Source organism: Ruegeria sp. AF2, from assembly GCF_056542025.1.
On record NZ_JBQFZC010000001.1, the window covers coordinates 1,007,675 to 1,034,174 of the forward strand.

A 26,500-nucleotide genomic window follows, 5' to 3' on the forward strand; every position below is an offset into this window, starting at 1 on the left:
GTGGAGTTCGACGACGACATCAAGGCTTGTGCTGCGTTGGTTCATCGGGCCGATCCCGATCGCTTTATGGCTGCCATGGCCGCGCCAGTTGAGGCACGGGCAGTTTTGTTCCCGATTTATGCGCTGAACGTCGAGGTGGCCCGTGCCCCGTGGGTGACGCAAGAGAGCATGATCGCTGAGATGCGGCTGCAATGGTGGCGCGATGCCTTGCAAGAGATTGCCGAAGGTCCATCTGTTCGTCGGCACGAGGTTGTCACACCTGTGTCGCGCGTGATTTCTCCGCATCTGGCAGCGCTGCTGGATGAATATGTGGCCGTAAGGCGTTGGGATATCTATCGTGATCCGTTCGAGGATGAGGCGCATTTTGACGCCTATATTGCCCATAGCGCTGGAACATTAATGGTGGTGTCGGCGCAGGCTTTGGGTTCGGCGGATGAAACTGTTCTGCGTGAATTCGGATATGCAGCGGGGATCGCGAATTGGCTGCGCGCAATTCCCGAGCTTGAGGCACGTGGGCGCATTCCTTTGCTGGACGGAACCCATGACGGGGTTCGGGCGCTGGCGCAGAAGGCTTTGGACCGATTGGCGCAAGCGCGGTCCACCCGCAACGAGATCTCGGCACAAGCACGGCCTGCGCTCTATGCGGGGTGGCAGACGGAATGGGTGTTGCGGACTGCATTGGCCAGACCGGACCGGGTGGCCGCAGGTGCGTTGGCTCAGGGTGAAATCCGACGTCGGTTTACCCTGATGAAAACGGCAGCGACCGGGCGCTGGTAACGTCAGACGGTTTGTGGGTCCGAAGGCCTCAGAACCAGCCACAGCAGCGCGCCACCTGCAAGGGTCAGCAGCGGGATCATGGCGAGGTTTACGGCCGTCCAACCCTCGACCGCTGAACCGCCCGAGCAGTTCATCAATCCGCCAGAGGCAAGCGAGGCCAAAGTCACGCCGCCAAACACCAGCAAGTCATTCAGGCCCTGCATTCGCCCGCGTTCGTGCACTTCATGCGAGTCTGCCAACATGCTGGTGGCGCCAATGAAGCCAAAGTTCCATCCGATGCCAAGCAGGATCAGGGCGACGAAAAAGTTACCTAGATCAACACCTTGCAGGGCGACAATGCCTGCACCGCCAAGGATCGCCAAACCGAGAGCTACGATCTTTTCGACCCCAAACCGCGCGATCAGGTGGCCGGTGAAGAAGCTGGGAATGTACATCGCCAGTACGTGGCTGGTGACGATATCCGCGGCATCTCCTTCGGTATATCCGCACCCGACGACGGCCAAAGGTGTAGACGTCATTACAAGGTTCATCAGCGCGTAGGAAACCATTGAGCAGATGATCGCCACTGCGATGCGTGGAGTTTTCAGCAACTCCAGCCGTGTGCGACCTTTGGGTTCATCTTCGGTCGGTTTCGGCGGAGTAGGGATGTCGAGAAAGAAGAACAGGGCTGAGCCGATTACGTTGATCGCGATCACCGCCAGATAAGTGCCCAAAAACGGGACCACATACGCCTGCGAGGTCAGCTTGACGATCTGAGGGCCGATGATCGCCGCCGCAAGCCCTCCGGCCATGACGTATGAGATCGCCTTGGGCCGAAATGCATCAGAGGCGGTGTCTGCTGCTGCAAAGCGATAAAAGCCATGTGCGCTCATGTATATGCCGGTCAGGAAGCTGCCGATCAGGAAGATCGGGAACGAGCCGAGATAAAGGCCGTAAGCCCCGATAACGCCCCCTGCGGCACCTGCGGTTGATCCCACAAGAAACCCGGCACGGCGTCCCCAGCGTTGCATGATGGCTGAAATCGGCGTTGCCGCCAGCATTGAACCCAGAACGATCAGTGAAATCGGCAGCGTCGCAAGGCAAGCGTTGCTGGCCAGCGATTGGCCTGCCAGCCCGCCGACGATGAACATCATCGGCATCTGCGCGCCTAAAATCGCCTGCGCCGCCACCAAAACGGCAACGTTGCGTTTGGCCTGACTATCGTCAGGGGTGGCAGCGATCATTGTCATGGGCGAATGGTTATCTACGATTGAGACTTGGCACAAGCGGGTTGCATATGCGGCACATCCGCCTAACGTGCGGACAAGGATCACTTATCGGAGAGCGCATGTCCGTCGGACGCATCATCGAAACACCGGACAGCGTTACCGAAGGGGCCGAGTGGTTGGCTGAGGCCTGCCCCCGGATGGCTTATGCGATGGAGCAAACCGGCCCCCTGCCACTCAGGCGCAAGCCTGACGGGTTCGCCCAATTGCTCAGCGCGATTGTCAGTCAGCAAGTCAGCGTGGCCTCGGCAAACGCAATCTGGAAGAGGCTGCAGGACGCAAAACTGACCGGTCCGCGCAAGATTATGTGGGCCACTGATGATGATCTGCGCGCTGTGGGTCTCAGCCGTCAGAAAATTCGCTATGCCCGCGCCTTGGCTGAGGCGCGGATCGATTACAAAGCGTTGCGTGATGCGCCAGATGACGAAGTGGTCGCAATTCTGACCGAGGTACCGGGAATCGGTGTCTGGACTGCCGAGATTTATGCGATGTTTTCGCTGGGTCGCGCCGATGTGATTGCACCGGGCGATCTGGCCTTACAGGAAGCTGCACGCATCCTCTATGAATTGCCAGAACGACCAAAAGACAAAGAGTTACGCCAGATGGCTGAAGCATGGTCGCCGTGGCGATCGGTTGCGGCGCGGGTGCTGTGGGCCTATTACCGGGTCGCAAAAGACAGAGAAGGGATCAGATGACACGGGTTTTGAACGCGCTCAGGAAAGAGCCGGTTTCAGGCGACACACGCTCGGTCGTGGTGTTTGTGCATGGTTATGGTGCAAACGGGGCCGATCTTTTGGGGCTGGCTGATCCGTTGGGCGAGCATCTGCCGGATACGTTGTTTGTAGCTCCGGACGCGCCTGAACAGATCATCGGTATGCCCAACGGTTTCCAGTGGTTCCCGATCCCGTGGATTGATGGCTCATCCGAGGAGGAAGCCCGACGGGGTATGGAAATGGCGGTTGAGGATTTCAACGCGTTCCTTGATGCGCTGATGGTGGATGAGGATGTCCTGCCAGAGCAGGTAGTGCTGTTCGGTTTCAGCCAGGGCACGATGATGAGCTTACATGTAGCCCCGCGCCGCGAGGACCCAGTGGCCGGGATCGTAGCGTTCTCGGGCCGTTTGCTGGAACCTGATTTGCTGCCAGACGAAACCGTAAGTCGCATGCCGATCCTGCTGGTGCATGGCGATGCCGATGACGTTGTACCGCCGCAATCGTTGCCAGAAGCAGCTGAGGCACTTCAGGCGGCCGGGTTCAAAGAGGTTTATGCCCATATAATGAAGGGCACCGGCCACGGGATTGCTCCGGATGGCTTGAGTGTTGCGCTGGCCTTCATGCGGGATAAGCTGAGCCTCTGACTTGCGGGGCGATCTAAGGAGAGCATGATGCTGATCGTGACAGGAGTGGTCGAAGTTTCAGATGCAGCGGTCGAGATAGCCATTGCTGCCGCGCAGGAAATGGTTGCGGAAACTCTGAAAGAACCCGGATGCCTGATCTATGAATTCAGTCAAATCCTGGGTCAGGCGACCCGCTTTCGGGTCTATGAGGAATGGCAGGATCAGGCCGCGCTTGAGGCCCATTTCGCGACCCCTCATATGGCTGCTTTTCAGGCGGCACTTGGTGAGGTCGGCGTTGTCTCTAGCGAAATCTACCGTGTGATCGGGGGCGAGAAGCAGCCGCTTCGCTGATCGATCACTCCCAAAGCCTTCCTTCCGAGAATTCGACCGAGTTGCCTGCAGGGTCTCGTACATAGAGCGACCGGGCTCCGTTGGGCCAGTCGAACTCGGCATCGACAGGGATGTTCCAGTCCAACAGATGCTTGCGCATCACGGTGATTTCATCGCGGCTCAGGACAAGGCAAACATGGCTGGGACCACGCGCCCCATGCGGTGGGACCGGCAGATCAGGGTTGCCTGGCGGTTTCTCGGTTTCGCTGGCATTGAACAGCAACAGGACGGACCCGCCGATCCGATAGAACACATGGCGGTCGGTGACGCGCTGGATTTTCTCTAGCCCCAATATCTGACCATAGAAATCCTCGGCCGCATCTAGATCGTCGACATACAGCGCGGCTTCCAGGATGGCAGACGGGGCAGGGATATCCGGAGTTACCTTCATGCCCTAAGCCTATCACATCACGCAGTTTTTGTCACCGGCGCGGGCGGCGGTCCCGCTTGCGCGACGGTGCTGCGTCAACAGCTGGCATCGGCAGGCTTTCCCACTGACCGGGATCAAGGCCGTCCAAAGTCCAATCTCCAACACGGGCTCGGATCAGGCGCAGAGTTGGGTGCCCGACTGCGGCTGTCATCCGGCGAACCTGACGGTTGCGGCCCTCTTTTATCGTCAGTTCAACCCAACTGTCGGGCACCGTTTGGCGAACCCGGATCGGCGGGGTGCGTGGCCATAGCCATTCGGGTTCGTCAATCAGCCGCGCCTTGGCGAGGCGCGTCAAACCATCCTTAAGTTCAACACCTTCCCGCAACGCCTTTAGTGCCGCTGTATCGGGAATGCCTTCGACCTGAACCCAGTATGTCTTAGGCATCTTGTGCTTGGGGTCTGATATCTGCGCCTGCAATCGCCCATTATCAGTCAGCAGCATCAAACCCTCGCTATCCCGGTCCAAGCGTCCCGCAGGATAGACACCGGGCAGGTCGATGAATTCCGAGAGCGTGCTGCGGGGCGAGTCAGAATTGGCGCGGTCGGTGAACTGCGGCAATACATCGTAAGGTTTGTTGAAACGGATGAACCAGGACATGCCCCGCCATAGCTTGCAGACCACATCTGCGCAACCTGTGGATAAGTGTCACTTATCTGTTACGTATTCGGCCTAACCAATACCCGAGATGTTGTGTGAACTCGGCACTTGTCAGAGATTTAACACGATATATAGTCAACTTAAGGCCGGGGCGGGTGTTCCCCGCTCTGATGTCACAAACGGGCAGTACAGAGCGAGGAGCGATTCTGTTATGGACGGAGACTTCAGGACCGAATTTGTCAGGGAAACCGGTGCGCTCAAGCATCATCCGGCATTGGTTTTGAACGCCGATTACAGACCTCTTTCCTACTACCCGTTGTCTTTATGGCCGTGGCAGGAGGCGATCAAAGCTGCCTGGCTGGACAGGGTGGATATTGTTGCGGAATATGACGAGGTTGTCCGCAGTCCCAGTACCGAGATCCGAATACCCTCGGTCGTTGTCCTGAAAGACTATGTAAAACCCAGAAAGCGCGTGGCCTTCACGCGCTTTAATTTATTTTTGCGGGACGAATTCAAATGCCAGTACTGCGGCAGCCGTGAAAACCTGACCTTTGATCATGTTGTACCGCGCGCTGCGGGCGGGGTCACAAGTTGGCAGAATGTCGTTGCAGCGTGCAGCCCGTGCAATCTGCGCAAGGGCTCAAAATCCCTGCGACAAGCCAGAATGTCTCTGAATAAACCGCCGCGTCAGCCGGATGCTGAGGCTTTGCGCAATATCGGTCGGAAGTTCCCCCCGAACCATCTGCACGAAAGCTGGATCGACTTCCTCTACTGGGATGCCGAACTGGATCAGCTATAAACCCTAGCGCGCGCGCCAGGCTGCGATCCAGATCAGGACCAGACCCGTCGAAATCAATCCATTCCAGCCCGCCATGGAAATCCCGAACATCTCCCACGGGATGTCATCGCAACGCACGAGCGGGGCGGACATGATCTGATCCATTAACTCTTCTGCACTCAGGCCGCCGATATCACCAGATGTGCAGGTCGATGGGCCTTCCCACCAGCCTTGCTCGACCCCAGCATGGTAAAACCCTATTCCCGCCGTTGTGGCCGCGGCCAGAGCGCCTAGTAGGGGCAGGGGGCGGACGCCCGGGAAGGCAAAGGCTAGAGCACCAAGAATCACTGCGACACCATGGGGATACCGCTGCCAGATGCACATTTTGCACGGCGCGAGCCCACCGATGTATTGAAAGCCCCAAGCCCCAAGTAGCAACGCGGCCGAGCCGGATGCGGCAACCAGAACCAGAAGTCTTTTGCGCGTCATAAGTATTTCACCACAAGAAAGCCGCCAAACAGCAGGATTATGAATAGGGTAAACATCAAACCCAACCGTTTTTCGATGAAGTCACGGATTGGTTCCCCAAATTTCCACAGCAGCCCGGCCACAAGAAAGAAGCGCAAGGCGCGCGCCAGGATCGAGGTGGCTATGAACGTCCCAATCGGCATCCCGGTCCAGCCCGACATGATGGTGATGACCTTATATGGGAAAGGCGTCACACCAGCCGCCAGCACGGCCCAGAAGCCGAAATCATTGAAGCGGGTATTGAATTCTTCCATTGCGTGGGCTTTGCCCATGGCTTCCAGAACAGGCTGCCCAAGGCTTTCGTAAAAGAATGCCCCAATTGCATAACCCAATATCCCACCCAGCACCGAGGCAACCAAGGCGACCGTCGCGATCAGCCAGGCCCGCGACGGACGCGCAAGGATCATGGGAATCATCAAAACATCGGGTGGGATCGGAAAAAACGAACTTTCGACAAAAGCCACAACAGCCAGCGCCCAGAGCGCATGAGGATGTTCGGCCAGACGAATGGTCCAGTCATAAAGGGATCGCAACATGAAGAATAAGTATCCTGGTAACCGCTGCGGCAAGCCAAACCATGCACCCGACTGACCGTCAACCTCCTTCGATGAAACATTCAGAGCAGTGGTTGTTTTTTGCCTCTGGACCTTCTCTCGGTAGGGCGCTAATCCAGTGTTCGTGGCCCAAGTGGCGGAATGGTAGACGCAGGGGATTCAAAATCCCCCGGTAGTGATACCGTGCCGGTTCGAGTCCGGCCTTGGGTACCAAAGTAAAAACAGTGAGTTAGGGGAGCCGGCTCGCTGTTTTTTCTTTTGGGGACATTTACTTTGAATTGTTTTGATTCATCAACGAGTTTGCTTTGAATGCACGAGTCATATCGCCATTTCTGGACAAGCCGTGGCTTCACAATTCTAGGTTTATGCAGATATTTCACACTTCCATAACATTTTCTGGACGGTCGGTTTCGGTATTCAGAATGGGTGCTAATCACGCGCGTTCCAGCGCTCGATCCCGCCAGTGCGATATTGGTTGAGGCAACGCGCCATTGTCCACTAAATCGCGGAACTCTGAAGTAGTCACATCCAGCAATTCTTAATAGTTCTGATGCCCAGTCGCGCGAGATGGCGGCTTTGTAATTGACCTGTGGGTGGGACCCGCTGCGTAGAACGCAGCGGGCAGAGCGTTAGCTACACTTTTGCTCGTAGTAGGCATCAAGTAATTCAATGATCCACTTGATGATAAATTTGGTTGCACCGTTCGCCTTTTCTTTGATCTTTTCCAGAACCACTCGTACCACAGGCCACGCATCGCAAAAATCGATACCTTTTACCTGTTCTGGTTGCCCTAGATCGAGTGAGTTCAAATAGGCTTCGATCTCTTCGCGGCTCACTTCAACGCCATTAGCCATTTTCAATTCCTTTCAAATAAGTGTGTGTAACAGGCAACGCCCGAATTCGATTAGTTAAAAATAGTTTTGTTGAAACGGGCGAAATTGCCGTGTTTTGAACACTAGTGGATTTGATCGAATTTTTCAATTTTCCGCACAACCGCATGAGCGAAATGGAAAAATGTTTGGCTTGCGCCTCGCTCAGACCAGACAGCTATTGCAAGTCTTCTGCCTATTCCTTGCGTGTTTTGTTAACGTGTTATGACATAGCGATTTTTCTGATTCCCTCGCCTCCCATCGATTAATAATATGTGCAATCCTGACCGGGTGTTTATCGCACTCAGGATAGCAGAGTATGTTATAATACGACGAGGTTCAGTGTCGTGAAACTGATCTTCAGCTCCGACATCAAATACCAGCAACGTCCTGCAAACAGCTCGGGAATATCACTATGATGTGTGGGACGGCTCGGCGTGTTGTTTCTTGTGTTTCTGAATATGACCAGGAGTGGGAACTGGATTTCTACATGGTCTCGAATTTGAATAAGTGGGCTCTGGGTATTGCATGACCCTGAACAGCAAGCTCTGACCCCGTTTGGGGACATCCGCTAGCTTGAAAGAACACGAAATTTCAACTTCAATACCCCGTCATCTCAAGATATCCGCGTCCTGTGTGGCTACCTGTGATGGTGATTGGGCCTTCCCAGTATTCGAACCGGGTTCCCATCCAAGCCTTCGGGCTTATGGCATCGACTTCAACATCGATCCCGCGATCCGGCAACGACACCTGCCATTTGATCGGAACGTCACGTTGTGCCACGCGGGCGGTTTCAAGGGGTTCTAGCAGTACTGAGCCGTCAGGTAGGGGGGTCGTTTGCCCATCAGGCTCAATCCATGTAGCGGCCGTGAAATCCCCTCGATCCCCGCGTAGGCGGAAGGCCATCAGCTTGTCACCGTCGTCAAAGCTGAGCGAGAACCAGTCCCAGCCGCTTTGATCTTCGGCCAAGGGTTGCGAAGACCATTCGCGATCCAGCCAACCCTGGCCGGCGACTTCGACATCTTCGTTGGGCAGGTGGAGCGTGCCCTCGACCGAGTAGAAGGGTTGTGAATAGTAATAGCTGGCCTGACCATCGGCGGATTTCACCGAATACCCCTCGGCCCCGTGAAACACCAATGGGCCTTGGGCCTTCAGAGTCAGATCATACCCAAAGTTTGATCCGTTTGCTGTCAGGCTCAGGGTTTCCAAATCATCGCCGCGCATGTGCCATTCATCGATCCATGCCTCAAACGGTTGGGCCGTAACGCCAGCCTGTCCGACACCGCCGCGAGAGAGTCGTTCGGCGAAATAGTGTGTTTCTGGGGTTGTGAGCGCGGCATGGCCCATCCAGATCTGTGGGTTTTGCCAGCCGTCAGCTTCGGATGGTTTCAGTGCCGAACGGAACAGGGTCCATTGTATGCCATAGTCGCGGCCCTCTGCGTCTTTGAGGTTTGCCGTCAGATACCACCATTCAATCCGATAATCAGGATGGGCGCCGTGATCTTGCGGAAACTGAAAGCTGTAGTCCGGTTCAGGACGCGTAAAGCCATCCGCATTGCCGCCCAACCCGGCATAACCCTGCGCCCAACCGGTAATTGGAAGGAGGATGAACAGAATGAAGGCTTTAACGTTCATTGGCAAAAACCCTCAACAGCGCAGCAGGTGGCAGGCGGAGCAATCGTAATGCGGGTAGGGCTGCTGCGAGCACGGCGGCAACCAGAGTCAGCAGGAACAGGCTCAGCCAGTCAGTTGGGAACAAATACATGGGCAAGCGCCATCCGAAGGCCTGCACGTTGATCACGGCCAGCAGCACCCATGCCAATACAAGGCCCAATGGAAGGGCAAGACAAGCGGTCATCACCGCAAGCAGGACACTGCGCAGAAGCTCTAGCTTGGCCAGTTGCGCGCGCGTTAGACCCAGCGCCCAGACCGGGGCGACCTGAGGCAGGCGCTGGGTCCACAGTGTCAGCAAGCTGGTGAGTATCGCGAACCCCGCAACGCCCAGTGTCAGCACATTCAGCGCTGAGGTGACGACGAAGGTTTTCTCAAAAACAGCCATCGATTGCGCTTTCATAGCGGCCTGCTGCACAACTGCCGATGGGGGTAGGTCAAATTGGTCACGCAGCGCCTGTGCCAGCTCCGAGGCTTGATCCGGTATGACGCGGATGCCGAAGCGGCGTGTATCCGTATCCGGGGCAATCTGATCTAGCATCGGCATAGCGACTATGGCCTGACCTGTCGGGTTCCCGTAATCGGAATAGACACCTGCAATCGGCAAGCTGTGCTCGGGTGTGATCGAGATGGTATCTCCAGGCCATAGATCCGCGCGTCGTGCGAGTTGCTCGTTGATGAGTACGGCGCCGCGATACAGGACGTTGTCCCAGACGTCGGGATCCTTGGCGATCAGTGGCCAGTTGTTGCGATAGCTATCGTGATCAACAATCCCGTACAGAAACAACGGCCCGGTCTCGTGCGGCAATTCGGTGCTGCGAATTGGTAGGACAGCTGACGCCCTTGGGTCGAGCCAATCGATAAGGGCTGCGCCTTGTGCATTGTCGGCTGCGGTCACGTAAAGTTCGGAGGTCAACCGTTGATCGAGCCAGCCAGTAAAGGTGAGGCGGAAGCTTGAAACCATTGTGCCGACGCCGATATTCGCGGCGAGCGCCAGCAGCAAGGCCATCAGCGCAAGTGACAGACCGGGCAATTGCGCCCGCATGTCCGCGAGCACCCATTGACCAACAGGCGTGCGGGCCCGGCGCAGGCACAAGGTCAATATCCCTGACAGTGCGAGCGGCAGCAACAAGGCCGCTCCGGTCAGCATCCCGGCAAGCAAGGCAAATCCTGCGATAAGTCCGCCGATTGTGAAATATGCGATAAAGCCCACTGCTAGCAGGGCTAGGCCACATGCGCCTGTAATCTGGGCCGAGGCTTTATTGCCACGCCAAGCTTGTAAGCCCGGCCCTGCGAGGATGGGCATGCGCGAAAGTCGCCAAAGAGCGTGGCCACTGGCCGCCAACGTGCCGCCTGTTGCCATCGCAAGACCTGCGGCGACCCATTGGGGGCGTAATGACATCTGCCCGTCGATTGTTGCCCCGTAGAGGCCGCGCAACGTGGCGGCGACATCAGGCAACAAGGCTCCAGCCAGAAAATACCCCAGAATTAACCCGAACAGGCCACCGATCAGGGCCAAGAGAAGCAATTCACCCAGAACGATCCAGATCAGGTCCCGCATGGGAAGGCCCAACGCCCTTAATGTACGGATAGTGCCACGCCTCTGCGCGAAGGCGAGGCCGACCGTTCCGTGAACGATGAACAGGCCGACGGCGAAAGACAGCAAGCCGAAGGCTGAGAGGTTCAGGTGAAAGCTGTCGGTAAGCTGCGCGGTATCCAACTGGGCCGAGGGGCTAATGCGTTGAAGTTCAGGCGTAAGTTCTGACAGAGATGGGACCCCACGGGGCTGATTGGGCAAGATCACCAGACGGGAAATCTGACCGGGACGGTTCAGAAGACGCTCGGCCACTCCAATATCGGTGAGCACCAGATCAGCTGGCAGCGCGGTGCTGGAAAGTACCGGTGGGAAGTCGTCACTAGATTGAAACAGCGGGGCCAGGGCGGGTGACATCAGCAGCCGCCCCGGAGCTGTCAGCATATCAGCTGGGTCGGGGGCATCCGCGCCTTGCTCGATCTGGGTGATCGCGGGCAGGACAGGGTAGGCCACCAAATCCACCCCCATCAGACGTACGGAACGGTCCTTGATGCGCAGCGTGCCTTCTAAGACGGCCGCCACTTGCCAACCTGCGCGCCTGAGCTCGGCGTAGCGGGAAAGAGGGATCGTGGAACCGGAGGCGCGCAATTCGTCGAATTGTCCGATGGCAAGCTGGGTGCTGGCGCGTTCATAGCTCGCGCGCGCTTCGGCATTGATGGCTTGCACGGCCGACCACAGACAAGTTGCCAGCGCGATACCCGTCAGAAGCGTCATCAATTGCAATGGGTGCATCCGCCAATGGGACACCAGCGCCAGGACCGCAGCGCGTGTCATGCGATATGCCCGCCCGTCAGGTGGGCACGTCGGTCGAGACGGCTGGCGATGTCATTCGAGTGGGTGACCAGCAGGAGCGCAGCGCCGGTCTCGGCAACCAATGAAAGCATCAGGTCCAGCACCACCGCACTTGCTGTTTCGTCCAGATTGCCCGTCGGCTCATCCGCTAGCAGCAATCGTGGTCGGATCGCCATGGCGCGTCCGATGGCAACCCGCTGCTGCTGTCCGCCCGAAAGGTTCTCGGGGTAGCGGTCTTGCAATTCGCTCAGGCCAAGGCGCTCGGTCAGGTGGACAACCCAATCCGGGTCGTCCCGACCCGCAAGTCGCGCATGGATCGAGAGGTTCTGGGCAACGGTCAGCGACGGGATCAGGTTGAACTGCTGAAAGACCAGAGACAGGGTGCCGCGACGCAATTCGGCGCGTTCCGCATCATTCAGGGCCGACATGGCGCGCCCGTCCAGAGTAATCTCTCCGCCATCAAACCCATCCAGCGCCGCCACCAGATGCAATAATGTGCTTTTGCCACTGCCACTTTCTCCGGTCAGCGCCAAGGTCTGCCCCTGTTCCAGCGTCAATGAAACATCGGTCAGGACAGGTCGCCCACCGGGATAGGATTTTCGAACGTGATCAATTGATAGCAACATGCAAACTCTCATCTGGTCCCGTCACAATGTGCAACGCGGCGCGCCAGTGTCCAGAGCCGAGATCGGTTCTATTCGCCGCAGCCTTACGCATCGCATGGGGTTGTCGGCAACGCGCGAAACCCCCATGCTGGCACAGTTTTCAGCGATCAGAACAAAGGCCGTTTACATGACATTGTCGCAACAAATCATTTGGGGCAGCTTCTATCTGGGTATTTGTTTTCTGATCGAAATCATGCTGCTGACATGGTGCGTTCTGGTCATCCGAAAACTGGTCGCGAAATGGGAGACACGCAGCACTATCCTTGCAACCGCAGGCCCGATCAGCGTGGCGCTGGTGTTTATCGTACTGACCCATACGGTTCAGGTCTGGATCTGGGCGATTGTCTGGGTGTGGGGTGATGTGCTGCCGGATTGGAATTCGGCCCTCTATTTCTCATTGGTGACGTTCACAACGCTGGGTTACGGCGACATCGTCTTGGGCGAAGGGCTGCGCATCTTCGGAGCGTTTGCATCGGTCACGGGCCTACTGGCCTTTGGGCTGTCAACCGCGTTCCTTGTGGCCCTCATGACGCGGGTGTTTGAAGAACGGTTCCTGAACTAGAGGATCGGTGCAAACAACCGTGCAAGCGGCGCACCAAAACGGATGTGGAACGGTTGCTGGGGCAAATTGCGGGTCAATTCGTAACTTGCTTCAAAATCGGTTTCCAGCATTGCGGCAACGGCCTCTGCTGCGCGACGGTCAAAGAACAGGGCCATCGCTTCAAAGTTCAGACGGAAAGATCGGTTGTCCAGATTGGTGGTGCCAACGGCGGCCAAGGTATCGTCTACAACAAACGCTTTTTGATGCATGAAGCCGTCGGTATAGCGAAACACACGGGCGCCACAGTCTCGGATTTCGTCGAAATAGGCAAAAGCGGCCAGCCAGGGCAGACGATGGTCGATGACATCCGGCACGAGTATTCGTACATCCACACCACGCAACGCCGCGTGCTGTAGCGCGGTCATGATGTCGATGTCGGGCACAAAATAGGGCGAGGCGATCCAAAGCCGTTCTTTCGCCTCAGAAATGGCCGCAAAGAACATCATTGCGCCGGTTTCTGTTTCGTCGCCCGGGCCCGTTGCCACCAGCAGCGCATTCATGTCCTGATCAGATTCAGTTCCAGCCCAATCGAGTTGGTCGATCAGGTCTTCGCTGCGCGCCCAGTGCCAATCCTCGGTAAAAATCAATTGCAGTTGCCGTACTACGTGGCCGGTCATCTTGATATGCGTGTCCCGCCAGCGACCGAACCGAGGGCTTTGCCCCAAGTATTCAACGCCGATGTTGTGACCACCGATAAAGCCGACATCGCCATCCACGATCACAGTTTTTCGGTGGTTGCGATAGTTCAGTTGAAACCGGAAATTGGGCCCGCGTTGTTCGCGGGGATCTGCAACATCCACACCGGCCTGGCGCAGCGTCTCAAAATAGCTGGACGGCAGGCCATAGCTACCCACCGCGTCGGTCATGAACCGAACATGTACGCCACGCTTGACCGCGGCGATCAGCCGGTCCCGCACCCTTCGCCCAAGATCATCATCCCGGACGATGTAGAACTGGATCAGAACGTAATTCTCGGCCTTATCTATGGCGTCGAGAATGGCATCAAACGTAGCTTCGCCGTCGATCAGCAGCTCGGCTCCATTACCACGTGAGACGGGCAAATGGGCCAACGCTTCAAACGCGCGAGGATTGACTCGCATCGTTTGAGGGTCGGGTTTCGAGAAATCGGCAAAGGTCTTGATCCCTTCGACGACGCGCTCACTTTCTTGCCGAGCGATCCGGTATCCTCTGAACCGATGGTGACCGAGGAACAGATACAGCGGCACGCCAAACATCGGAGCCGACAGTAGGAACACAACCCAGCCTACCGCGCCTTGAGGTGTGCGTGCAGTCTGCGCAGCGCGAACTGCAAAGACGACCGCTACGCAATAGAGTGAAAACAGAAAAAACGAGACGAGTAATGTCCACATCGGGGCGCAGCGATCCGGGTTGCTTAGTTTGCCCCAGTGTAGATGCGGGACCAGTCGTTGGCCATATCAACAATGACCCATCCCATATCCGGGCCTTTGTCCAACCCATCGACCAGACGCCCGATCGGACTTTCGCGATCATAGGCCCATTCGCGATCCGCATCAGTGTGATGGATCAAAACGCCCAGCCGTGGCCCGTCGCCTGCGGTGGTCCATTCTAGCATGGCAAAATCCCCGTCCGAGTTTCCCCCGGCAAATATGGGGCGCTTGCCAATGGTGCGCTCGATATTGATAGGTTTGCCTTCTTTATCATCGATGAAGGCGATGCCGGGGGCCTTGTTGATTACAGGCGTGCCGTCCACATTGTCATACGTGGTCTCACCATAGGTGCCCAGAATCTGTTCGGGCGGGATGCCATATGCCTGTTCGGCGAAGACACGCATGAAATGCAGGCCTCCGCCTGAAACGATATAGGTTTTGAAATCCTCATCCCGCAGGTAGCGCAACAGCTCGACCATCGGCTGATAGGTCATCTGGTCGTAGGGCAGATCGGTCTCGGGATGTCGTGCAGTGTCCAGCCAATCCGCCACCGACGCCTGAAATACTTCAACGCTGCTGCCGGAATGCGATGCGTTGACCACTTCGATCAGAGCGTCGTGCCCGCCGTCCAGAATGGTTTTCAGATCACCCTCAGCAGCCGCTTTCAACGCTGGGGTCGATAAGATCGATGGGTCTTGTTTAGCAAGCTCTGCCAGTTGGTCCATGGCAAATATGAACTGAAAATAGACCGGTTGTTCAGCCCAGAGCGTGCCGTCATTGTCAAACACCGCAATCCGGTCGGCGGGAGTGACATAGAGTTCATTCGCCGGGTCGCTGACCGCGTCAACAAAGTCGATGATCTGCTGTTTTGATGCCGAGTCGGTCCAGCTGGGCAGGGGGTCTGCGAACGCCACAAGGGGGACGGTGGCTATAAACGCCGTGAGTTTGAGAAATCTCATGTAATAGCCTCTGATACTGGAAAAAGGGGCCGCGCTTTAAGACGGCCCCTGTCTTGTTTTCTAGTTCGAAGTCGGTGTGGCCAATTTCTGCATCACCTGATCCAGGCTGAAGCTCGCCGCCTTCTGACGTGGTGGGAATTCTTGGAAAGTACTCAGGAAACTCGCCACATATTGCTGCGCCGGTACTAGGAAATACACTCGGTCGATCATCCAGTCGTAGTATGTGTTGGATGTACGGTATCCACGCTCATAAGGGTCGCGGCGCAAATTCACGATGATCGGCACGCGCAGTTCTGTGAATGGTTCCATCCATGCGCGCAGGGTGGCCCATGCTTTTTGCTCCAAAAAGATCAGCTTCCAGTCGTCAAAACGCAAAGCGGACAGGTCGCCGTCATCCGTGAAATAAAAGATTTCACGGCGGGGGCTTTCAGTGGTCTCACCGGTCAGTAGCGGCAAGATGTTGTAGCCATCCAGATGCACTTTGTAGTCGCGACCCATGGCAGGTGAGGAATAGCCGGCTTTCAGCTTTTCCTTGATTTCGGGGTCGCCAGCGACCGCCAGATAGGTGGGCAGCCAATCCATGTGATGCACGATTTCGTTCGAGATCGAACCCGCTTCGATCTTACCGGGCCAACGCACCATGGATGGTACGCGCCAGCCGCCTTCCCAGTTGGTATTCTTTTCGCCCCAGAACGGTGTCGAAGCGGCATCCGGCCATGTGTTGTAATGCGGGCCGTTATCGGTGGAATAATGAACGATCGTGTTGTCGGCGATGCCGAGTTCGTCCAGCAGATCAAGCAGTTGGCCGACCTGAATGTCATGTTCGATCATGCCCGCCGTGTATTCATCGGCCGGACTACCTAGGATTTCGTTGGCTGTTTCGCGCATTTCTTCCCCGACATGAGTGCGGAAATGCATCCGTGTGCCATTCCACCAGACATAGAATGGTGTGCCGTTCTGGTTGGCCTCACGAATGAACTCAACGGCAGCTTCCAGGGTTTCCTGATCCACCGTTTCCATGCGTTTGCGTGTCAGTGGACCGGTGTCTTCGATGGGGCCGCCTGCGCTGGACTTGATCACACCGCGCGGACCATAGGCCTCGCGGAACGTGCGCCCGTCGGGCAGAACCGCGTCCCCGGGATAATCTTCATGCTCGGGTTCTTCTTCGGCATTGAGGTGATAGAGATTCCCAAAAAACTCATCAAATCCGTGATTTGTCGGCAGATGCTCATCCCGGTCGCCCAGGTGGTTCTTGCCAAACTGGCCGGTTACGTACCCATGATCCTTAAGCAACCCTGCAATCGTGGGGTCTTCGATCTGCATCCCTTCTTTAGCGCCAGGCAAGCCAACCTTGGACAGTCCAGTCCGGAACACCGATTGGCCCATGATGTAAGATGAGCGGCCAGCTGTACAGGATTGCTCGCCATAATAATCGGTGAAGATCATGCCTTCATCGGCGACCCTGTCGATATTGGGGGTCTGGTATCCCATAAGGCCCATTGTGTAGGCCGAAATGTTGGATTGGCCGATGTCATCGCCCCAAATGACCAGAATGTTGGGTTTTTGATCCTGCGCCCATGCGGGCAGTGCGACCAGAACGGCAATCGACGCTGCTGCGGTACGGCGCAGTCCGATACGCCAGCTTTCCAAGAACCGGGTTGTAGTTAACATGTTTTACTCCTGAACTTGTGGACAATTTGTCCCTGTGAACTATCTGAGACTTGTGTCCAGAATAGGATTAGTTGCAGTCGTTAAGCATTGGATATCCCGCGAAAATAGCCAGATTGCGGGATTCGTGTGTAAGTAATGTAGGCCAGTGAGCCTGATTGAAATTTATCATATGATGAAGTTTAAATATATAGATGGCATTAATTGAAACTGATCTAGACGCGCTGCAGGAAAGTTCCTGGTTCAAAACCAGATCTCCCGCCTTTCAGGATGCTCTGATGCGCAGCGCCGTGCGCCGAACTTACGGTGCTGACGAAGCTTTGTTTGTCCAGGGTGATCCCGCCAACGGGATCCACGCTGTATTGGATGGTAGTGTTAAGATCACCGTCCCCGCAGATGACGGTCAGGAATTTGTCATACACCAAGAGGGACGTGGCTTTTGGATCGGCGATCTCGCGTTGTTTGCGACTGCGCATCGGCTGATCAGCGTGGTAGCGACTCGTCCAACCGAGACGCTTTTCTTTCCGGCCCCGCGGTTAGAACGCTTGGTGCAGGATTCTCCTGACTTTGTTCGGGATTTCTACGCCTTAAGTCATGAAAACATGCAAAAAGCCCTGCGTATCGTAGCCAATCTTGCGGTGACCGGCACCGAGAAACGGCTGGTTTTGAGGCTGCTGCATCTGGATGAGGTGACATCCGATGCAGAGGGTTGGATACCGGTTTCGCAGGAGGAGCTGGCGGCTATGATTGCAGTCTCTGCGCCAACGCTTCACCGAGCATTACACAGGCTTATCGAATTGGACTTGATCGAAGGCGGGTATGGTCGGCTGAGGTTGAAAGATCGACGCGCCCTCGTCGCTAGCTGTCAAAGTTGACGGACCTTCAAGCCGAATGTTCGGTTGACGACCGATCATCCTCGCCAAGCCTTCCATCCAAAGACATCAAGATCGCGACAGGGCGCAGCGCGGGGATGTGGCTGAAGATGATCAGGATGCAGACGGTCAAAGGCACACTCAGGAACGCTCCGATCAGACCCCAGACCGTAGTCCAGAAAGTTAATGCCAAAATCACTAGGAAGGTCGACATGTTCAGCGATCGGCCAAGCATAGCCGGATCCAGAAAGTTGCCGATTAGAAACTGTAGTGTGCCGCACCCCAGAACGATCACGAGAAATGGCCCGATCGTCTCAAACTGAACCAGAGCGATCATTGCGGGAAAGATGACGGCGATGATCGAACCGATTGACGGGATGAAATTCAGGGCGAAAGTCAGCACGGCCCAGGTTTCAGCATATTCCAGACCCAGCGCTTTGAATACGGCGTAGCTGATGGTGGCGGTGATCAGACTGATAAAGGTCTTCACGCCGACATATCGCTGCAGGCTGTACGAAATCGCATCCAGAACCAAGGCCAGGTCAGCCCCCAGCCGTGGGTTGCCGGCGGCAAGCTGGATTTTCTTGCGAAAGGCCAACCGCTCGGCCATCAGAAAGGCGACATAAAGGCTGATAAGGAAGAACTGGTTAAGCAGTGATGTGGCGCTGCCCAGCAATATCCGAGCGACATAGGACATATCGATGCTGACCAGATTGTCTCGGATAAAACTTGTGACATCGTTGCCGACCAACCCGGTAATTCTATGAACAGCCCCGTCAAACTGGCTTTCGTAGGTGTTGATCGAGCGTGCAAACTGCGTGGCCTGACTGCCCAGTATGTACATGATCATGAACAAACCGGCCAATACAACCGTTACTCCCGCGACATTCGCCAACCAGATTGGCACCCGCGTCACTGCAATGACCCGGTCGCTAAGGGCCAGGATCAGCACGTTGACCAGCAACGCCATGGTCAACGGCACCAGAAAGTTTGCCCCTGCATAGAGGCCAAGCACCATTAGCGTGGCCACGATCGCTACATCCCGCAATACGCTCAGTTGCGGACGCGCACGGGAAGGGCTGTTTTCTGGGTCAGAGGTCATAAGATGGCCTTGGTCTGAGTGCTGCCTGGATGTGTTTTGATTGATCCTGCACAGGCTGGCGGGTTTATGCAATCCATACAGAAGGTTATACGCATGAAATCGGTGGCCTGATCCGATTGGCGGTTCTGCCAAAGGAAAAGGCAGGCTAGGCTAGCGCAATGCCAACTGTTTTGATTCCCTCGTTCGGCCAATTCCTGCGTGCGCTCTGGCTTGCTGTGCGCCGATTTAATGACAAAAACGGCTTCGTCATGAGCAGCCACGTCGCCATGTCGTTGATGATGGCCCTGTTTCCATTCGTTCTATTCACGGTCGCGTTGGCAGGGGCCTTGTCACAGGGCTATGTGACCGATGAACTGATCGAACTGATATTTGGCGCCTGGCCCAAAGATGTGGCCGATCCCATCGTTTCAGAACTGCGTGCTGTTCTGGCCGGTGCGGGCTCGGGCGTGATCACTTTGGGTGGCTTGTTGGCGATCTACTTTGCCTCAAACGGTGTCGCCGCTGTGCGAAAGGCGATGGCACAGGCCTATCACGACACGGACAATTGGCCGTTCTGGAAGACCCGACTGCTGTGCTTTGTGCTGGTCATAATCGGCGGTGCTGCCATTCTGGCCATCGCGGCGGTCGAAGTCGTTCTACCGGTCTATACCCGTTTGGTTTCGGAAAAGACGGCAGTGGATGTGGACAACTGGCTGTCGGTGGATCGTCTGCGATGGACCTTTACCGTGGCTGTCCCCGCTGGCACCGTTCTTTTGGCCCATCTGATCTTGCCCACCCGACGGCACAGCCTACTACAGATCTTGCCGGGCGTAATCCTGACATTGGCTTTGTGGGCTGCAGGTGGATGGGGCTTTTCAATCTACATCGCCAAGTTTGCGACCTATAGCGCGACGTATGCCGGGCTTGCAGGGGCAATGGCAGCGCTGATTTTCCTATACTTATGCTCGGCCATGCTGATCCTCGGGGCCGAATACAACGGCGCGCTGATCGATTTGCAAAACGAAGAGGGGCAATGATGTATCTCCGCGCAATCTTGGTGATCGCGATCCTTTGGGCGACCGCGCAGCAGTCGCAGGCGCAGGACTATGTTGGATCAGACGCGTGCTCGGATTGTCATAAGGAAGAAACCGAAGCCTGGGAAAGCTCATACCATGCGCTTGCCTGGACCGAGGTGGAGGACGGCCATGTTCAGGCTGATTTCGATGGAACACGATTCTCGCATGATGGAATGAGCGTGGCCTTTGCGGATCAAGATGGAGCTCTTACGGCGCAAGTCATCGAAAAAGACGGCGTTACAACGACCTATCCGGTCCATTCCGTGGTCGGTATCGCGCCGCTACAGCAATATCTTTTCGAAACCGAACCCGGCCGATTGCAGAGTTTTGATGTGGTTTGGGACGTCGAAAAGGGCCGTTGGTTCCACCTTTACCCGGATCAGGATCTGCCTCCGAATGATGGGCTGCACTGGACCGGTCCGTACAAAAACTGGAACGCCCGCTGTGCCGAGTGTCATGCGACCGGTTATGTGAAGAACTACGACTCTGAGGAAAGGCGCTATGCCTCGACACAGGTCGAAATTGGTGTCGGGTGCGAGGCTTGCCACGGGCCGGGTTCTGCGCATTTGGAGTGGACGACCGGAAAAGTGTTGCAAGAAGGTTTGAGCGAGTTCGGATTCCCTATGACATGGGGCAGGGGGCAGACAGAAGCGGAAATTCAGCAATGCGCCGGCTGTCATTCCCGGCGCGAGGCGTTGGAAGATGGTAATCCGCTTCCCGGCAAGCCGTATCACGACGCCTATAACCTGGCGTTGCTGCGACCAGGTTTGTATCACCCAGATGGCCAGATTTTGGACGAGGTCTATGTTTATGGCTCATTCCTGCAGTCGCGCATGTATGCAGAAGGGGTGGGTTGCATGAATTGCCACGATCCGCACCGGGCTGAGGTGAAAGCCGAGGGTAATGGGTTGTGTACCCAATGCCACTCCCCCGCTGGCAACCCGGATTTCCCGACCCTTCGGCTGGCCGAATATGACACGCCCGCGCATCACCAACATGCTGAAAATTCTGCGGGTGCCCAATGCAAGAACTGCCACATGATCGAGCGTGTCTATATGGGGGTAGATGGCAGGCGCGATCACAGCTTCCGCATTCCCCGCCCTGATCTGGGGCTCGGAACTGATGCCTGCACCGATTGCCATGCGGATGAAGATCAGTCTTGGGCGGCGCAGCAGATTGAACTCTGGTTCCCGGAATCATCCTATAGAGTGGCGCATTATGGCACGACATTTGCAGCAGCAGGCAGAGGTCAATTGGACGACCCTGAAACGCTGGTCGCGATCGCTCTGGATGAAGGGCAGGCAGGTATCGTTCGCGCAACCGCTCTGTATTTGTTGCAACCTTTTGCAACGCCTGATCTTGCCGAGCGTCTAGCACCGTTGCTGACCGATCCGGACCCACTGATACGAGCCAATGGACCGGTACTGCAGCGTCAGGTTCCTGCCCAGTTGCGCGCTTCGCGGTTAGAGCCGTTGTTATCCGACCCCATGCGCAATGTACGCATCTCGGCTGCAAAAGAGTTCTTATCGATCCCAGCGCAGGCCATGACGCAAGACCAACGCGCAAGCGCGCAGCAGGGCATGGTGGATTGGCAACGTAGCATTTCCAATCGTTTGGACTTTCCAGAGACCCATTTGGTGCTGGGTGGCTGGGCGCTTACGCTCAGAAACGCGCCGGCTGCAGAACGTGCATTCCGCGAGGTTGTAACGCTCGACCCGCAGCGCGTTGAGGCTTGGCCGATGCTGGTTCAACTTGCCCACATCAATCGCGGTGTTCAGGCTGCGTTGGCGACATTGGACGAGGCCTTGTTAGTTCTTCCCGATGATCCAAACTTAATGCAACTGGCGCAGGAACTCGGGAGATAACTGGCATGGAACTGGCAGATTTGCGCCATCTTCACGGCGCATTCTGCGGTTAGCCAACCGGTATAAGCACTCGGATTGCTACAGGTGATGTATGCCGGATCGCACAGCTACCCTCGCAAAGCCGCTGACGGCGGCCCGTAAAACGACGCTTGACCAGCGTATTGAAGAGCTGCGCGCGCGCAAGCCTGTCGATATCAATCATGGCGAAGCACTATTGCTGCAAGGCATAGCTGCAGCGTCTCTGCGGAAACAGAGCATAGCGCCGGGAAAGATCGATCTGGATTAACGCCGCTTAACCCCGGAAGCCGGTGGCGACAACAAACTTCTCGGAACTATCAGAACGTGAGGCCGGAGGCTTCACATTGGCAACCTTGTTGAATTTCTGCTTGAGCAGTTTCTGAAGGTCCCCCTCAGCCCCGCCAGCAAGCACCTTGGCAACGAAAGTGCCGCCCTCTTCCAGCACGTCGAACGCGAAATAAGCCGCCGTTTCGCACAGGGCCATGATCCGCAGGTGGTCAGTCTGTTTGTGGCCCGAAGACGCAGCCGCCATATCAGACATGACCACGTCCGCTTTGCCACCCAGCCAGTCCTTGACCTTCTGATCGGCGTCATCTTCCATGAAATCAAGGACATGCGCGGTGGCACCGGCGACGGGCTCAACCTCTTGAAGGTCAACCCCCAGAACGGTGCCGACGCGCTTGCCGCTTTTCTCGCCGAGTGCATTGACGCGTTTCACGGCGACTTGCAGCCAGCCACCGGGCGCACAACCCAGATCGACTACGCGCGCGCCGGGTACGAGAAACCGGAACTTGTCGTCCAACTCAAGTATCTTGAATGCCGCGCGTCCGCGATAGCCTTCGACCTGCGCGCGTTTGACATAGGGGTCGTTCAACTGCCGTTCCAGCCAGCGGGTCGAGCTGAGCTTGCGCCCGCGCGCTGTCTTGACCTTCACCTTCAGGTCGCGTTGCCCGCGACCCGAGTTGCTTTTGCCAGTTGGTGTCTTCGCCATCAGAACGGTCCGTCTTCCAATACACCGTCCGCACTCATTTGCGCATAAAGCAAACCCTCGCGCAGCCCACGGTCCGCCACAGAAAGGCGATCGGTGGGCCAGCAGCGCAACAGCGCCTGCAAGATGGCCGAGCCGGACATGATCAGGGCCTGCCGATCTTCTCCGATCCGGGGATCACGGCGGCGCCCACGAGGGCCGAGTTCTAGATAGCCTCGTATCACCTTGTCAATCTGATCGCTGGTCATCCGCAATCCGTCCACCTTCGTCCGGTCATAGCGCTTGAGGCCAAGGTGTGAGGCGGCGACAGTGGTCACCGTTCCGCTGGTGCCCACAATCTGAAACCCTTCGCGGGCCTGTTCATCCTTGTAAGGTGCGAAATCGGCCAGATTTTCTTCGAAAAACCAGCTCATTAGCGCAAAACGCGCGGCATCGTCTTCGACGTCGTTGAACTGATCACGCAATGTTGCCACGCCCAGCGGGACGCTGATCCAATCGACCACCTTGGCCGCAGGGAAAGGGCTTTCAGGCGTGTGGAACCCGTTATGCAATCTCATAATCGCGGCAGGCCGATCCCGACGAGGAACAGAGGAGATGTCGATCCAGACCAGTTCGGTTGAGCCGCCGCCGATATCGACGACCAACAATTGCTCGGTCTTGGTCGACACCAGCGGTGCACAGGAAATCACAGCCAGACGTGCTTCTTCCTCGGGCTGGATGATGTCGAGCGTCAGGCCGGTTTCGCGTTTAACTTGCCGGATGAAATCGCGTGAATTCTTGGCGCGACGGCAAGCCTCGGTTGCGATCAAGCGCATGCGCTTGACCTTGTTACGCTTGAGTTTTTGCTGACAAATCCGCAGCGCCTGTACGGTACGTGCCATGGACGCCCGCGACAATCGCCCGGTGCGTTCCAGACCGGCACCCAACTGCACCGATTTGGAGAAGCTGTCCACCACATGAAATCCACTGCCCTTGGGCTGGGCGATCAACATGCGGCAGCTATTTGTCCCCAAATCCAGTGCCGCATACAACGCATCTGGATCGGGTCTTGCCGGCGCGGGGCTTTCGACCGCTTTCGGGAACGCGCCCGCACCTCTGGGACGCTTGGGCGCCATCTTAAACGCCCTCCGATTTTCGAGTTACCCCGACCATAGGTCGCGCAATTGGATCACGCAAGACGCTCATTAAAGTCATTAGGATTTTGATGTTCGGTTTTGGCCACCAAGGCATTAAAAGCTGCGGTATGCAGCCGTGGGCAAAAAGGTCGCTGCAAATACGCCGTATGTCGAAAATCGACCGACTTGGACCCACATTGAAGTTTAGAACCGGTCCATCTGGTTAGGAGGAATCACGGTAATGCCTGACGTCACCATCGTATATTGGCGCGATATTCCCGCCCAAGTCATCGTCGGCAAGGGCCGTCGTGGCGCTAAGCGGCAGTTGGAAGAGCGGTTTGAACAAGCCATCGACCGGGCCGCAATGAAGGTGAACGCCAAGGATAGTGATGCCTATCTGGCCGAGTGGCGCAAAGCCGAGCCTTTCGCAGTTGATGGCGACCCGTCCGAAATTGCCGAAGCCGAGGCCGCGCGTTTGGAAACAGAGTACGATCAGGACCGTATCAAGACCCTGATCGCCAATGACGGTTGGGCATGAGCCCCAGATCTTTATGGGAGGCCGCTATGGCTTTGCTGAACTTCAAGAAACGTGATGCGGTCGAAAACGGACCTGTGAACCCGACCGTCGAAGCCTTTTTGCAGGGCTACTCGATCGAGGTGATGCCGCGCACTGCGGAAAAAGTCGAAGATTTCCGCGCGCTGCTGCCAGAAGGCACCCGTGTCTACATCGCCCATATCGAGGGCACGCCAATCGAAGACATGGTCAAAACCGCCAAGCGCATCGCGGACGAAGGTTACCCTGTCATGCCGCATTTCCCGGCACGGATCATCAAGGATGCCGCGACGCTGGAAAACTGGATTTCCATGTATCAGGGTGAAGCGGGTGTCGAGCAGGCGCTTCTGCTGGCCGGTGGGGTCGCCAAACCGCATGGTGATTTCGACAGCTCGATGCAGCTGCTGGAAACCGGACTGTTCGACAAGGCGGGGTTCAAGCGACTGCACGTAGCCGGTCACCCCGAAGGCAACAAGGATATCGATCCCGACGGCTCTACCAAGAATGTCGATGACGCGCTGCGCTGGAAGCAGAAGTTTTCGGAAACCACCGACGCCGAAATGGCGCTGGCCACTCAGTTTGCGTTCGATGCCAAGCCGATCATCGCTTGGGCAGATAGCCTGAAAGAAGCGGGTATTGATCTGCCGATCCATATCGGTATCGCGGGCCCGGCGAAGCTGCAGACGCTGATCAAATTCGCTATCGCCTGCGGCGTTGGTCCATCGCTGAAAGTCCTGCAGAAGCGCGCCATGGACGTGTCCAAGCTGCTGTTGCCTTACGAGCCAACCGATGTGGTCACCGAACTGGCCAATCACAAAGCGGCCAACCCGGATTTCAATATCACCAAGGTTCACTTCTTCCCGCTGGGGGGGATCAAGACCAACGCCAACTGGGCGATCAACAACGGCGGCGCTTCGGCAAAGCCAGTTAACTCCTAAGGAACGGACATGACCCGTACAGTCGTAGAATCAAAAACAAAAACTGCCGTTCTGGGCTTTGACGAACCGTTCTGCGTTATCGGTGAGCGGATCAACCCAACGGGCCGTAAGAAACTGGCTGCCGAATTGGAAGCAGGCGATTTCTCGACAGTCGAAACGGATGCTCTGGCGCAGGTCGCTGCAGGCGCGACCGTTCTGGATATCAACGCAGGCGTCGTCTACAACTCGAACCCCAACCCGAACGAGACCGAGCCGCCGCTGATGACCAAGATCGTCGAGCTGGTGCAGGGGCTTGTTGATGTACCGCTTTGCATCGATTCCTCGGTTCCAGGCGCTTTGGAAGCCGGTCTTGAGGCGGCGGAAGGTCGTCCGCTGTTGAACTCGGTCACCGGTGAAGAAGAGCGTCTGGAACTGGTTCTGCCACTGGTCAAGAAATACAACGTACCCGTTGTGGCGATCTCGAACGATGACACCGGAATCTCGGAAGACCCTGATGTGCGTTTTGCCGTCGCCAAAACCATCGTTGAGCGTGCAGCCGATCACGGCATCCCGGCTCATGACATCGTGGTCGATCCGCTGGTCATGCCGATTGGTGCGATGGCAACTGCTGGCCAGCAGGTGTTTGCTCTGGTCCGTCGTCTGCGGGAAGAGCTGGGCGTGAACACCACATGCGGTGCGTCCAACATCTCGTTCGGCCTGCCGAACCGTCACGGTATCAACAACGCCTTCCTGCCGATGGCAATGGGTGCTGGAATGACTTCAGCGATCATGAACCCGGTGGCTCTGCCGGTTACGCAGAAGAAGATTGCTGAAAAGAAAGAGGCCGTTGCTGCCGCCGGTATCATTCTGCCCGAGGATATGGACGACGAAACCTTTGTACAGATGTTCGGTCTGGGTTCGACCCTTCCGCGTGCGGGCAAAGAGATGGAGGCCATCCGCGCCGCCAACCTGCTGACCAACAACGACGCACATGGCGGTGAGTGGATCAGGTTCAACAAACCACCCGCTGAGGCCGGAGCCGAAGGCGAGGGTGCACGCGGACGTCGTGGCGGTGGTCGTCGTCGCCGCGCTTAAGGTAAATAAAACAATGGATTGGGCCGGATTTATTGA

The 26,500-nt window shown here is 56.6% G+C and carries 28 protein-coding genes and 1 tRNA gene; 14 read left to right on the plus strand and 15 right to left on the minus strand.

Features of this window, described 5'->3' with window-relative positions; translation table 11 throughout:
• A complete protein-coding gene (locus ACR0NM_RS04940) occupies nucleotides 1-777 on the plus strand; it encodes a squalene/phytoene synthase family protein (RefSeq protein ID WP_170595541.1) in 777 nt (258 codons plus the stop codon).
• Between the two features lie 2 nt (nucleotides 778-779).
• On the opposite strand, the gene ACR0NM_RS04945 is transcribed toward ACR0NM_RS04940, so the two are convergent.
• A complete protein-coding gene (locus ACR0NM_RS04945; protein WP_170595543.1) occupies nucleotides 780-2,006 on the minus strand; it encodes an MFS transporter in 1,227 nt (408 codons plus the stop codon).
• Between the two features lie 98 nt (nucleotides 2,007-2,104).
• On the opposite strand from ACR0NM_RS04945, the gene ACR0NM_RS04950 reads away from it, so the two are divergent.
• The 3 genes from ACR0NM_RS04950 to ACR0NM_RS04960 are packed head-to-tail and all read left to right on the plus strand — an operon-like array spanning nucleotide 2,105 to nucleotide 3,729.
• Nucleotides 2,105-2,737 (plus strand): DNA-3-methyladenine glycosylase family protein, encoded by a 633-nt coding sequence (locus tag ACR0NM_RS04950; RefSeq protein ID WP_480613491.1) that lies wholly within the window; start codon nucleotides 2,105-2,107, stop codon nucleotides 2,735-2,737.
• Nucleotides 2,734-3,399 (plus strand): alpha/beta fold hydrolase, encoded by a 666-nt coding sequence (locus ACR0NM_RS04955; protein WP_170392997.1) that lies wholly within the window; start codon nucleotides 2,734-2,736, stop codon nucleotides 3,397-3,399. Before ACR0NM_RS04950 ends, ACR0NM_RS04955 begins: the two co-directional genes overlap by 4 nt.
• Before the next feature lie 27 nt (nucleotides 3,400-3,426).
• A complete protein-coding gene (locus ACR0NM_RS04960) occupies nucleotides 3,427-3,729 on the plus strand; it encodes a putative quinol monooxygenase (protein WP_170625868.1) in 303 nt (100 codons plus the stop codon).
• Between the two features lie 4 nt (nucleotides 3,730-3,733).
• On the opposite strand, the gene ACR0NM_RS04965 is transcribed toward ACR0NM_RS04960, so the two are convergent.
• Both ACR0NM_RS04965 and ACR0NM_RS04970 read right to left on the minus strand, forming a co-directional pair.
• Complete coding sequence (locus ACR0NM_RS04965; protein WP_170392999.1) at nucleotides 3,734-4,159, minus strand: VOC family protein; 426 nt, start codon at nucleotides 4,157-4,159, stop codon at nucleotides 3,734-3,736.
• Nucleotides 4,160-4,190: 31 nt separating this feature from the next.
• The gene (locus ACR0NM_RS04970) at nucleotides 4,191-4,796 is read right to left on the minus strand and encodes an rRNA large subunit pseudouridine synthase E (protein WP_480561456.1); all 606 of its coding nucleotides are present in this window, start codon (nucleotides 4,794-4,796) and stop codon (nucleotides 4,191-4,193) included.
• Between the two features lie 211 nt (nucleotides 4,797-5,007).
• Here ACR0NM_RS04970 and ACR0NM_RS04975 point away from each other — a divergent pair, with 211 nt between their 5' ends.
• Nucleotides 5,008-5,595, plus strand: coding sequence for an HNH endonuclease (locus ACR0NM_RS04975; protein WP_170405905.1), 588 nt, complete (start codon nucleotides 5,008-5,010; stop codon nucleotides 5,593-5,595).
• Nucleotides 5,596-5,598: 3 nt separating this feature from the next.
• Here the strand turns inward: ACR0NM_RS04975 and ACR0NM_RS04980 are convergent, their stop codons facing one another.
• Both ACR0NM_RS04980 and ACR0NM_RS04985 read right to left on the minus strand, forming a co-directional pair.
• A complete protein-coding gene (locus tag ACR0NM_RS04980; protein WP_170421771.1) occupies nucleotides 5,599-6,063 on the minus strand; it encodes a disulfide bond formation protein B in 465 nt (154 codons plus the stop codon).
• Nucleotides 6,060-6,638, minus strand: coding sequence for a YqaA family protein (locus ACR0NM_RS04985; RefSeq protein ID WP_170393003.1), 579 nt, complete (start codon nucleotides 6,636-6,638; stop codon nucleotides 6,060-6,062). The genes ACR0NM_RS04980 and ACR0NM_RS04985 overlap by 4 nt, the downstream gene beginning before the upstream one ends.
• Nucleotides 6,639-6,783: 145 nt before the next feature.
• Between ACR0NM_RS04985 and ACR0NM_RS04990 the strand changes: the two genes are divergently transcribed.
• Nucleotides 6,784-6,869: transfer RNA gene (locus tag ACR0NM_RS04990), tRNA-Leu, on the plus strand.
• Nucleotides 6,870-7,285: 416 nt separating this feature from the next.
• Here the strand turns inward: ACR0NM_RS04990 and ACR0NM_RS04995 are convergent.
• The 4 genes from ACR0NM_RS04995 to ACR0NM_RS05010 form a co-directional block, all read right to left on the minus strand.
• A complete protein-coding gene (locus ACR0NM_RS04995) occupies nucleotides 7,286-7,510 on the minus strand; it encodes a hypothetical protein (RefSeq protein WP_170393004.1) in 225 nt (74 codons plus the stop codon).
• A gap of 615 nt (nucleotides 7,511-8,125) precedes the next feature.
• On the minus strand, nucleotides 8,126-9,160 hold the full coding sequence (locus tag ACR0NM_RS05000; RefSeq protein ID WP_480613493.1) for a lipocalin-like domain-containing protein: 1,035 nt from the start codon (nucleotides 9,158-9,160) through the stop codon (nucleotides 8,126-8,128).
• Nucleotides 9,150-11,564, minus strand: coding sequence for an ABC transporter permease (locus tag ACR0NM_RS05005; protein ID WP_480613495.1), 2,415 nt, complete (start codon nucleotides 11,562-11,564; stop codon nucleotides 9,150-9,152). The genes ACR0NM_RS05000 and ACR0NM_RS05005 overlap by 11 nt, the downstream gene beginning before the upstream one ends.
• Nucleotides 11,561-12,208 carry an ABC transporter ATP-binding protein gene (locus tag ACR0NM_RS05010; RefSeq protein ID WP_480613497.1) on the minus strand — a complete coding sequence of 216 codons (648 nt, stop codon included), beginning with the start codon at nucleotides 12,206-12,208 and terminating at the stop codon, nucleotides 11,561-11,563. Before ACR0NM_RS05010 ends, ACR0NM_RS05005 begins: the two co-directional genes overlap by 4 nt.
• Between ACR0NM_RS05010 and ACR0NM_RS05015 the strand changes: the two genes are divergently transcribed.
• On the plus strand, nucleotides 12,207-12,809 hold the full coding sequence (locus ACR0NM_RS05015) for a potassium channel family protein (protein ID WP_370644421.1): 603 nt from the start codon (nucleotides 12,207-12,209) through the stop codon (nucleotides 12,807-12,809). The two genes, ACR0NM_RS05010 and ACR0NM_RS05015, sit on opposite strands and share 2 nt — an antisense overlap.
• On the opposite strand, the gene cls is transcribed toward ACR0NM_RS05015, so the two are convergent.
• From cls to ACR0NM_RS05030, 3 genes are read right to left on the minus strand one after another with little or no spacing between them, the layout of a single operon-like run.
• Nucleotides 12,806-14,218: a cardiolipin synthase gene (gene cls / locus ACR0NM_RS05020; protein ID WP_480613499.1), complete on the minus strand. Its 1,413-nt coding sequence runs from the start codon at nucleotides 14,216-14,218 to the stop codon at nucleotides 12,806-12,808. The two genes, ACR0NM_RS05015 and cls, sit on opposite strands and share 4 nt — an antisense overlap.
• Nucleotides 14,219-14,241: 23 nt before the next feature.
• Nucleotides 14,242-15,216, minus strand: a complete 975-nt coding sequence (locus ACR0NM_RS05025) for an HAD family hydrolase (protein ID WP_480613501.1) — start codon at nucleotides 15,214-15,216, stop codon at nucleotides 14,242-14,244.
• Between the two features lie 60 nt (nucleotides 15,217-15,276).
• Nucleotides 15,277-16,887, minus strand: a complete 1,611-nt coding sequence (locus tag ACR0NM_RS05030) for an arylsulfatase (protein WP_255612093.1) — start codon at nucleotides 16,885-16,887, stop codon at nucleotides 15,277-15,279.
• A 275-nt stretch (nucleotides 16,888-17,162) separates the two neighbouring features.
• On the opposite strand from ACR0NM_RS05030, the gene ACR0NM_RS05035 reads away from it, so the two are divergent.
• The gene (locus tag ACR0NM_RS05035) at nucleotides 17,163-17,759 is read left to right on the plus strand and encodes a Crp/Fnr family transcriptional regulator (protein ID WP_480613503.1); all 597 of its coding nucleotides are present in this window, start codon (nucleotides 17,163-17,165) and stop codon (nucleotides 17,757-17,759) included.
• A 7-nt stretch (nucleotides 17,760-17,766) separates the two neighbouring features.
• Here ACR0NM_RS05035 and ACR0NM_RS05040 read toward each other — a convergent pair whose 3' ends face one another.
• Nucleotides 17,767-18,858 (minus strand): AI-2E family transporter, encoded by a 1,092-nt coding sequence (locus ACR0NM_RS05040; RefSeq protein WP_170393011.1) that lies wholly within the window; start codon nucleotides 18,856-18,858, stop codon nucleotides 17,767-17,769.
• 158 nt (nucleotides 18,859-19,016) lie between these two features.
• On the opposite strand from ACR0NM_RS05040, the gene ACR0NM_RS05045 reads away from it, so the two are divergent.
• The 3 genes from ACR0NM_RS05045 (at nucleotide 19,017) to ACR0NM_RS05055 (ending at nucleotide 22,064) form a co-directional block, all read left to right on the plus strand.
• Entirely contained in the window at nucleotides 19,017-19,874 is an 858-nt protein-coding gene (locus tag ACR0NM_RS05045) for a YihY/virulence factor BrkB family protein (RefSeq protein ID WP_170393012.1), read from the plus strand.
• Nucleotides 19,874-21,778, plus strand: a complete 1,905-nt coding sequence (locus ACR0NM_RS05050) for a cytochrome c3 family protein (RefSeq protein ID WP_480613924.1) — start codon at nucleotides 19,874-19,876, stop codon at nucleotides 21,776-21,778. Before ACR0NM_RS05045 ends, ACR0NM_RS05050 begins: the two co-directional genes overlap by 1 nt.
• Before the next feature lie 91 nt (nucleotides 21,779-21,869).
• Nucleotides 21,870-22,064: a hypothetical protein gene (locus ACR0NM_RS05055; RefSeq protein WP_170393013.1), complete on the plus strand. Its 195-nt coding sequence runs from the start codon at nucleotides 21,870-21,872 to the stop codon at nucleotides 22,062-22,064.
• Between the two features lie 6 nt (nucleotides 22,065-22,070).
• On the opposite strand, the gene ACR0NM_RS05060 is transcribed toward ACR0NM_RS05055, so the two are convergent.
• Together ACR0NM_RS05060 and ACR0NM_RS05065 are read right to left on the minus strand one after the other, a co-directional pair.
• The gene (locus ACR0NM_RS05060; RefSeq protein ID WP_170610764.1) at nucleotides 22,071-22,787 is read right to left on the minus strand and encodes an RlmE family RNA methyltransferase; all 717 of its coding nucleotides are present in this window, start codon (nucleotides 22,785-22,787) and stop codon (nucleotides 22,071-22,073) included.
• On the minus strand, nucleotides 22,787-23,899 hold the full coding sequence (locus tag ACR0NM_RS05065; RefSeq protein ID WP_170393015.1) for a Ppx/GppA phosphatase family protein: 1,113 nt from the start codon (nucleotides 23,897-23,899) through the stop codon (nucleotides 22,787-22,789). The genes ACR0NM_RS05060 and ACR0NM_RS05065 overlap by 1 nt, the downstream gene beginning before the upstream one ends.
• Before the next feature lie 241 nt (nucleotides 23,900-24,140).
• Between ACR0NM_RS05065 and ACR0NM_RS05070 the strand changes: the two genes are divergently transcribed.
• From ACR0NM_RS05070 to ACR0NM_RS05080, 3 genes are read left to right on the plus strand one after another with little or no spacing between them, the layout of a single operon-like run.
• Nucleotides 24,141-24,437, plus strand: coding sequence for a virulence factor (locus ACR0NM_RS05070; RefSeq protein ID WP_480613505.1), 297 nt, complete (start codon nucleotides 24,141-24,143; stop codon nucleotides 24,435-24,437).
• 26 nt (nucleotides 24,438-24,463) lie between these two features.
• Nucleotides 24,464-25,390 carry a methylenetetrahydrofolate reductase gene (locus tag ACR0NM_RS05075; RefSeq protein WP_170610761.1) on the plus strand — a complete coding sequence of 309 codons (927 nt, stop codon included), beginning with the start codon at nucleotides 24,464-24,466 and terminating at the stop codon, nucleotides 25,388-25,390.
• Nucleotides 25,391-25,399: 9 nt separating this feature from the next.
• A complete protein-coding gene (locus tag ACR0NM_RS05080) occupies nucleotides 25,400-26,464 on the plus strand; it encodes a methyltetrahydrofolate cobalamin methyltransferase (protein WP_480613507.1) in 1,065 nt (354 codons plus the stop codon).
• Nucleotides 26,465-26,500 lie beyond the last annotated feature (36 nt).

Excerpts from the sequence above, each read along its gene's own strand:
- ACR0NM_RS05050 (WP_480613924.1), top strand. The coding sequence starts at position 19,874 with ATGTATCTCCGCGCAATCTTGGTGATCGCGATCCTTTGGGCGACCGCG.
- ACR0NM_RS04950 (WP_480613491.1), top strand. The coding sequence starts at position 2,105 with ATGTCCGTCGGACGCATCATCGAAACACCGGACAGCGTTACCGAAGGG.
- ACR0NM_RS05030 (WP_255612093.1), bottom strand. The coding sequence starts at position 16,887 with ATGTTAACTACAACCCGGTTCTTGGAAAGCTGGCGTATCGGACTGCGC.
- ACR0NM_RS05060 (WP_170610764.1), bottom strand. The coding sequence starts at position 22,787 with ATGGCGAAGACACCAACTGGCAAAAGCAACTCGGGTCGCGGGCAACGC.
- ACR0NM_RS04945 (WP_170595543.1), bottom strand. The coding sequence starts at position 2,006 with ATGACAATGATCGCTGCCACCCCTGACGATAGTCAGGCCAAACGCAAC.
- ACR0NM_RS04955 (WP_170392997.1), top strand. The coding sequence starts at position 2,734 with ATGACACGGGTTTTGAACGCGCTCAGGAAAGAGCCGGTTTCAGGCGAC.
- ACR0NM_RS05080 (WP_480613507.1), top strand. The coding sequence starts at position 25,400 with ATGACCCGTACAGTCGTAGAATCAAAAACAAAAACTGCCGTTCTGGGC.
- ACR0NM_RS05040 (WP_170393011.1), bottom strand. The coding sequence starts at position 18,858 with ATGACCTCTGACCCAGAAAACAGCCCTTCCCGTGCGCGTCCGCAACTG.
- ACR0NM_RS04965 (WP_170392999.1), bottom strand. The coding sequence starts at position 4,159 with ATGAAGGTAACTCCGGATATCCCTGCCCCGTCTGCCATCCTGGAAGCC.
- ACR0NM_RS05045 (WP_170393012.1), top strand. The coding sequence starts at position 19,017 with ATGCCAACTGTTTTGATTCCCTCGTTCGGCCAATTCCTGCGTGCGCTC.
- ACR0NM_RS04980 (WP_170421771.1), bottom strand. The coding sequence starts at position 6,063 with ATGACGCGCAAAAGACTTCTGGTTCTGGTTGCCGCATCCGGCTCGGCC.
- ACR0NM_RS05010 (WP_480613497.1), bottom strand. The coding sequence starts at position 12,208 with ATGTTGCTATCAATTGATCACGTTCGAAAATCCTATCCCGGTGGGCGA.
- ACR0NM_RS05000 (WP_480613493.1), bottom strand. The coding sequence starts at position 9,160 with ATGAACGTTAAAGCCTTCATTCTGTTCATCCTCCTTCCAATTACCGGT.
- ACR0NM_RS04975 (WP_170405905.1), top strand. The coding sequence starts at position 5,008 with ATGGACGGAGACTTCAGGACCGAATTTGTCAGGGAAACCGGTGCGCTC.
- ACR0NM_RS05025 (WP_480613501.1), bottom strand. The coding sequence starts at position 15,216 with ATGAGATTTCTCAAACTCACGGCGTTTATAGCCACCGTCCCCCTTGTG.
- ACR0NM_RS04960 (WP_170625868.1), top strand. The coding sequence starts at position 3,427 with ATGCTGATCGTGACAGGAGTGGTCGAAGTTTCAGATGCAGCGGTCGAG.
- ACR0NM_RS05015 (WP_370644421.1), top strand. The coding sequence starts at position 12,207 with ATGCAAACTCTCATCTGGTCCCGTCACAATGTGCAACGCGGCGCGCCA.
- ACR0NM_RS05075 (WP_170610761.1), top strand. The coding sequence starts at position 24,464 with ATGGCTTTGCTGAACTTCAAGAAACGTGATGCGGTCGAAAACGGACCT.
- ACR0NM_RS05035 (WP_480613503.1), top strand. The coding sequence starts at position 17,163 with ATGCGCAGCGCCGTGCGCCGAACTTACGGTGCTGACGAAGCTTTGTTT.
- ACR0NM_RS05070 (WP_480613505.1), top strand. The coding sequence starts at position 24,141 with ATGCCTGACGTCACCATCGTATATTGGCGCGATATTCCCGCCCAAGTC.
- ACR0NM_RS05005 (WP_480613495.1), bottom strand. The coding sequence starts at position 11,564 with ATGACACGCGCTGCGGTCCTGGCGCTGGTGTCCCATTGGCGGATGCAC.
- ACR0NM_RS04985 (WP_170393003.1), bottom strand. The coding sequence starts at position 6,638 with ATGTTGCGATCCCTTTATGACTGGACCATTCGTCTGGCCGAACATCCT.
- ACR0NM_RS05055 (WP_170393013.1), top strand. The coding sequence starts at position 21,870 with ATGCCGGATCGCACAGCTACCCTCGCAAAGCCGCTGACGGCGGCCCGT.
- cls (WP_480613499.1), bottom strand. The coding sequence starts at position 14,218 with ATGTGGACATTACTCGTCTCGTTTTTTCTGTTTTCACTCTATTGCGTA.
- ACR0NM_RS05065 (WP_170393015.1), bottom strand. The coding sequence starts at position 23,899 with ATGGCGCCCAAGCGTCCCAGAGGTGCGGGCGCGTTCCCGAAAGCGGTC.
- ACR0NM_RS04970 (WP_480561456.1), bottom strand. The coding sequence starts at position 4,796 with ATGTCCTGGTTCATCCGTTTCAACAAACCTTACGATGTATTGCCGCAG.
- ACR0NM_RS04995 (WP_170393004.1), bottom strand. The coding sequence starts at position 7,510 with ATGGCTAATGGCGTTGAAGTGAGCCGCGAAGAGATCGAAGCCTATTTG.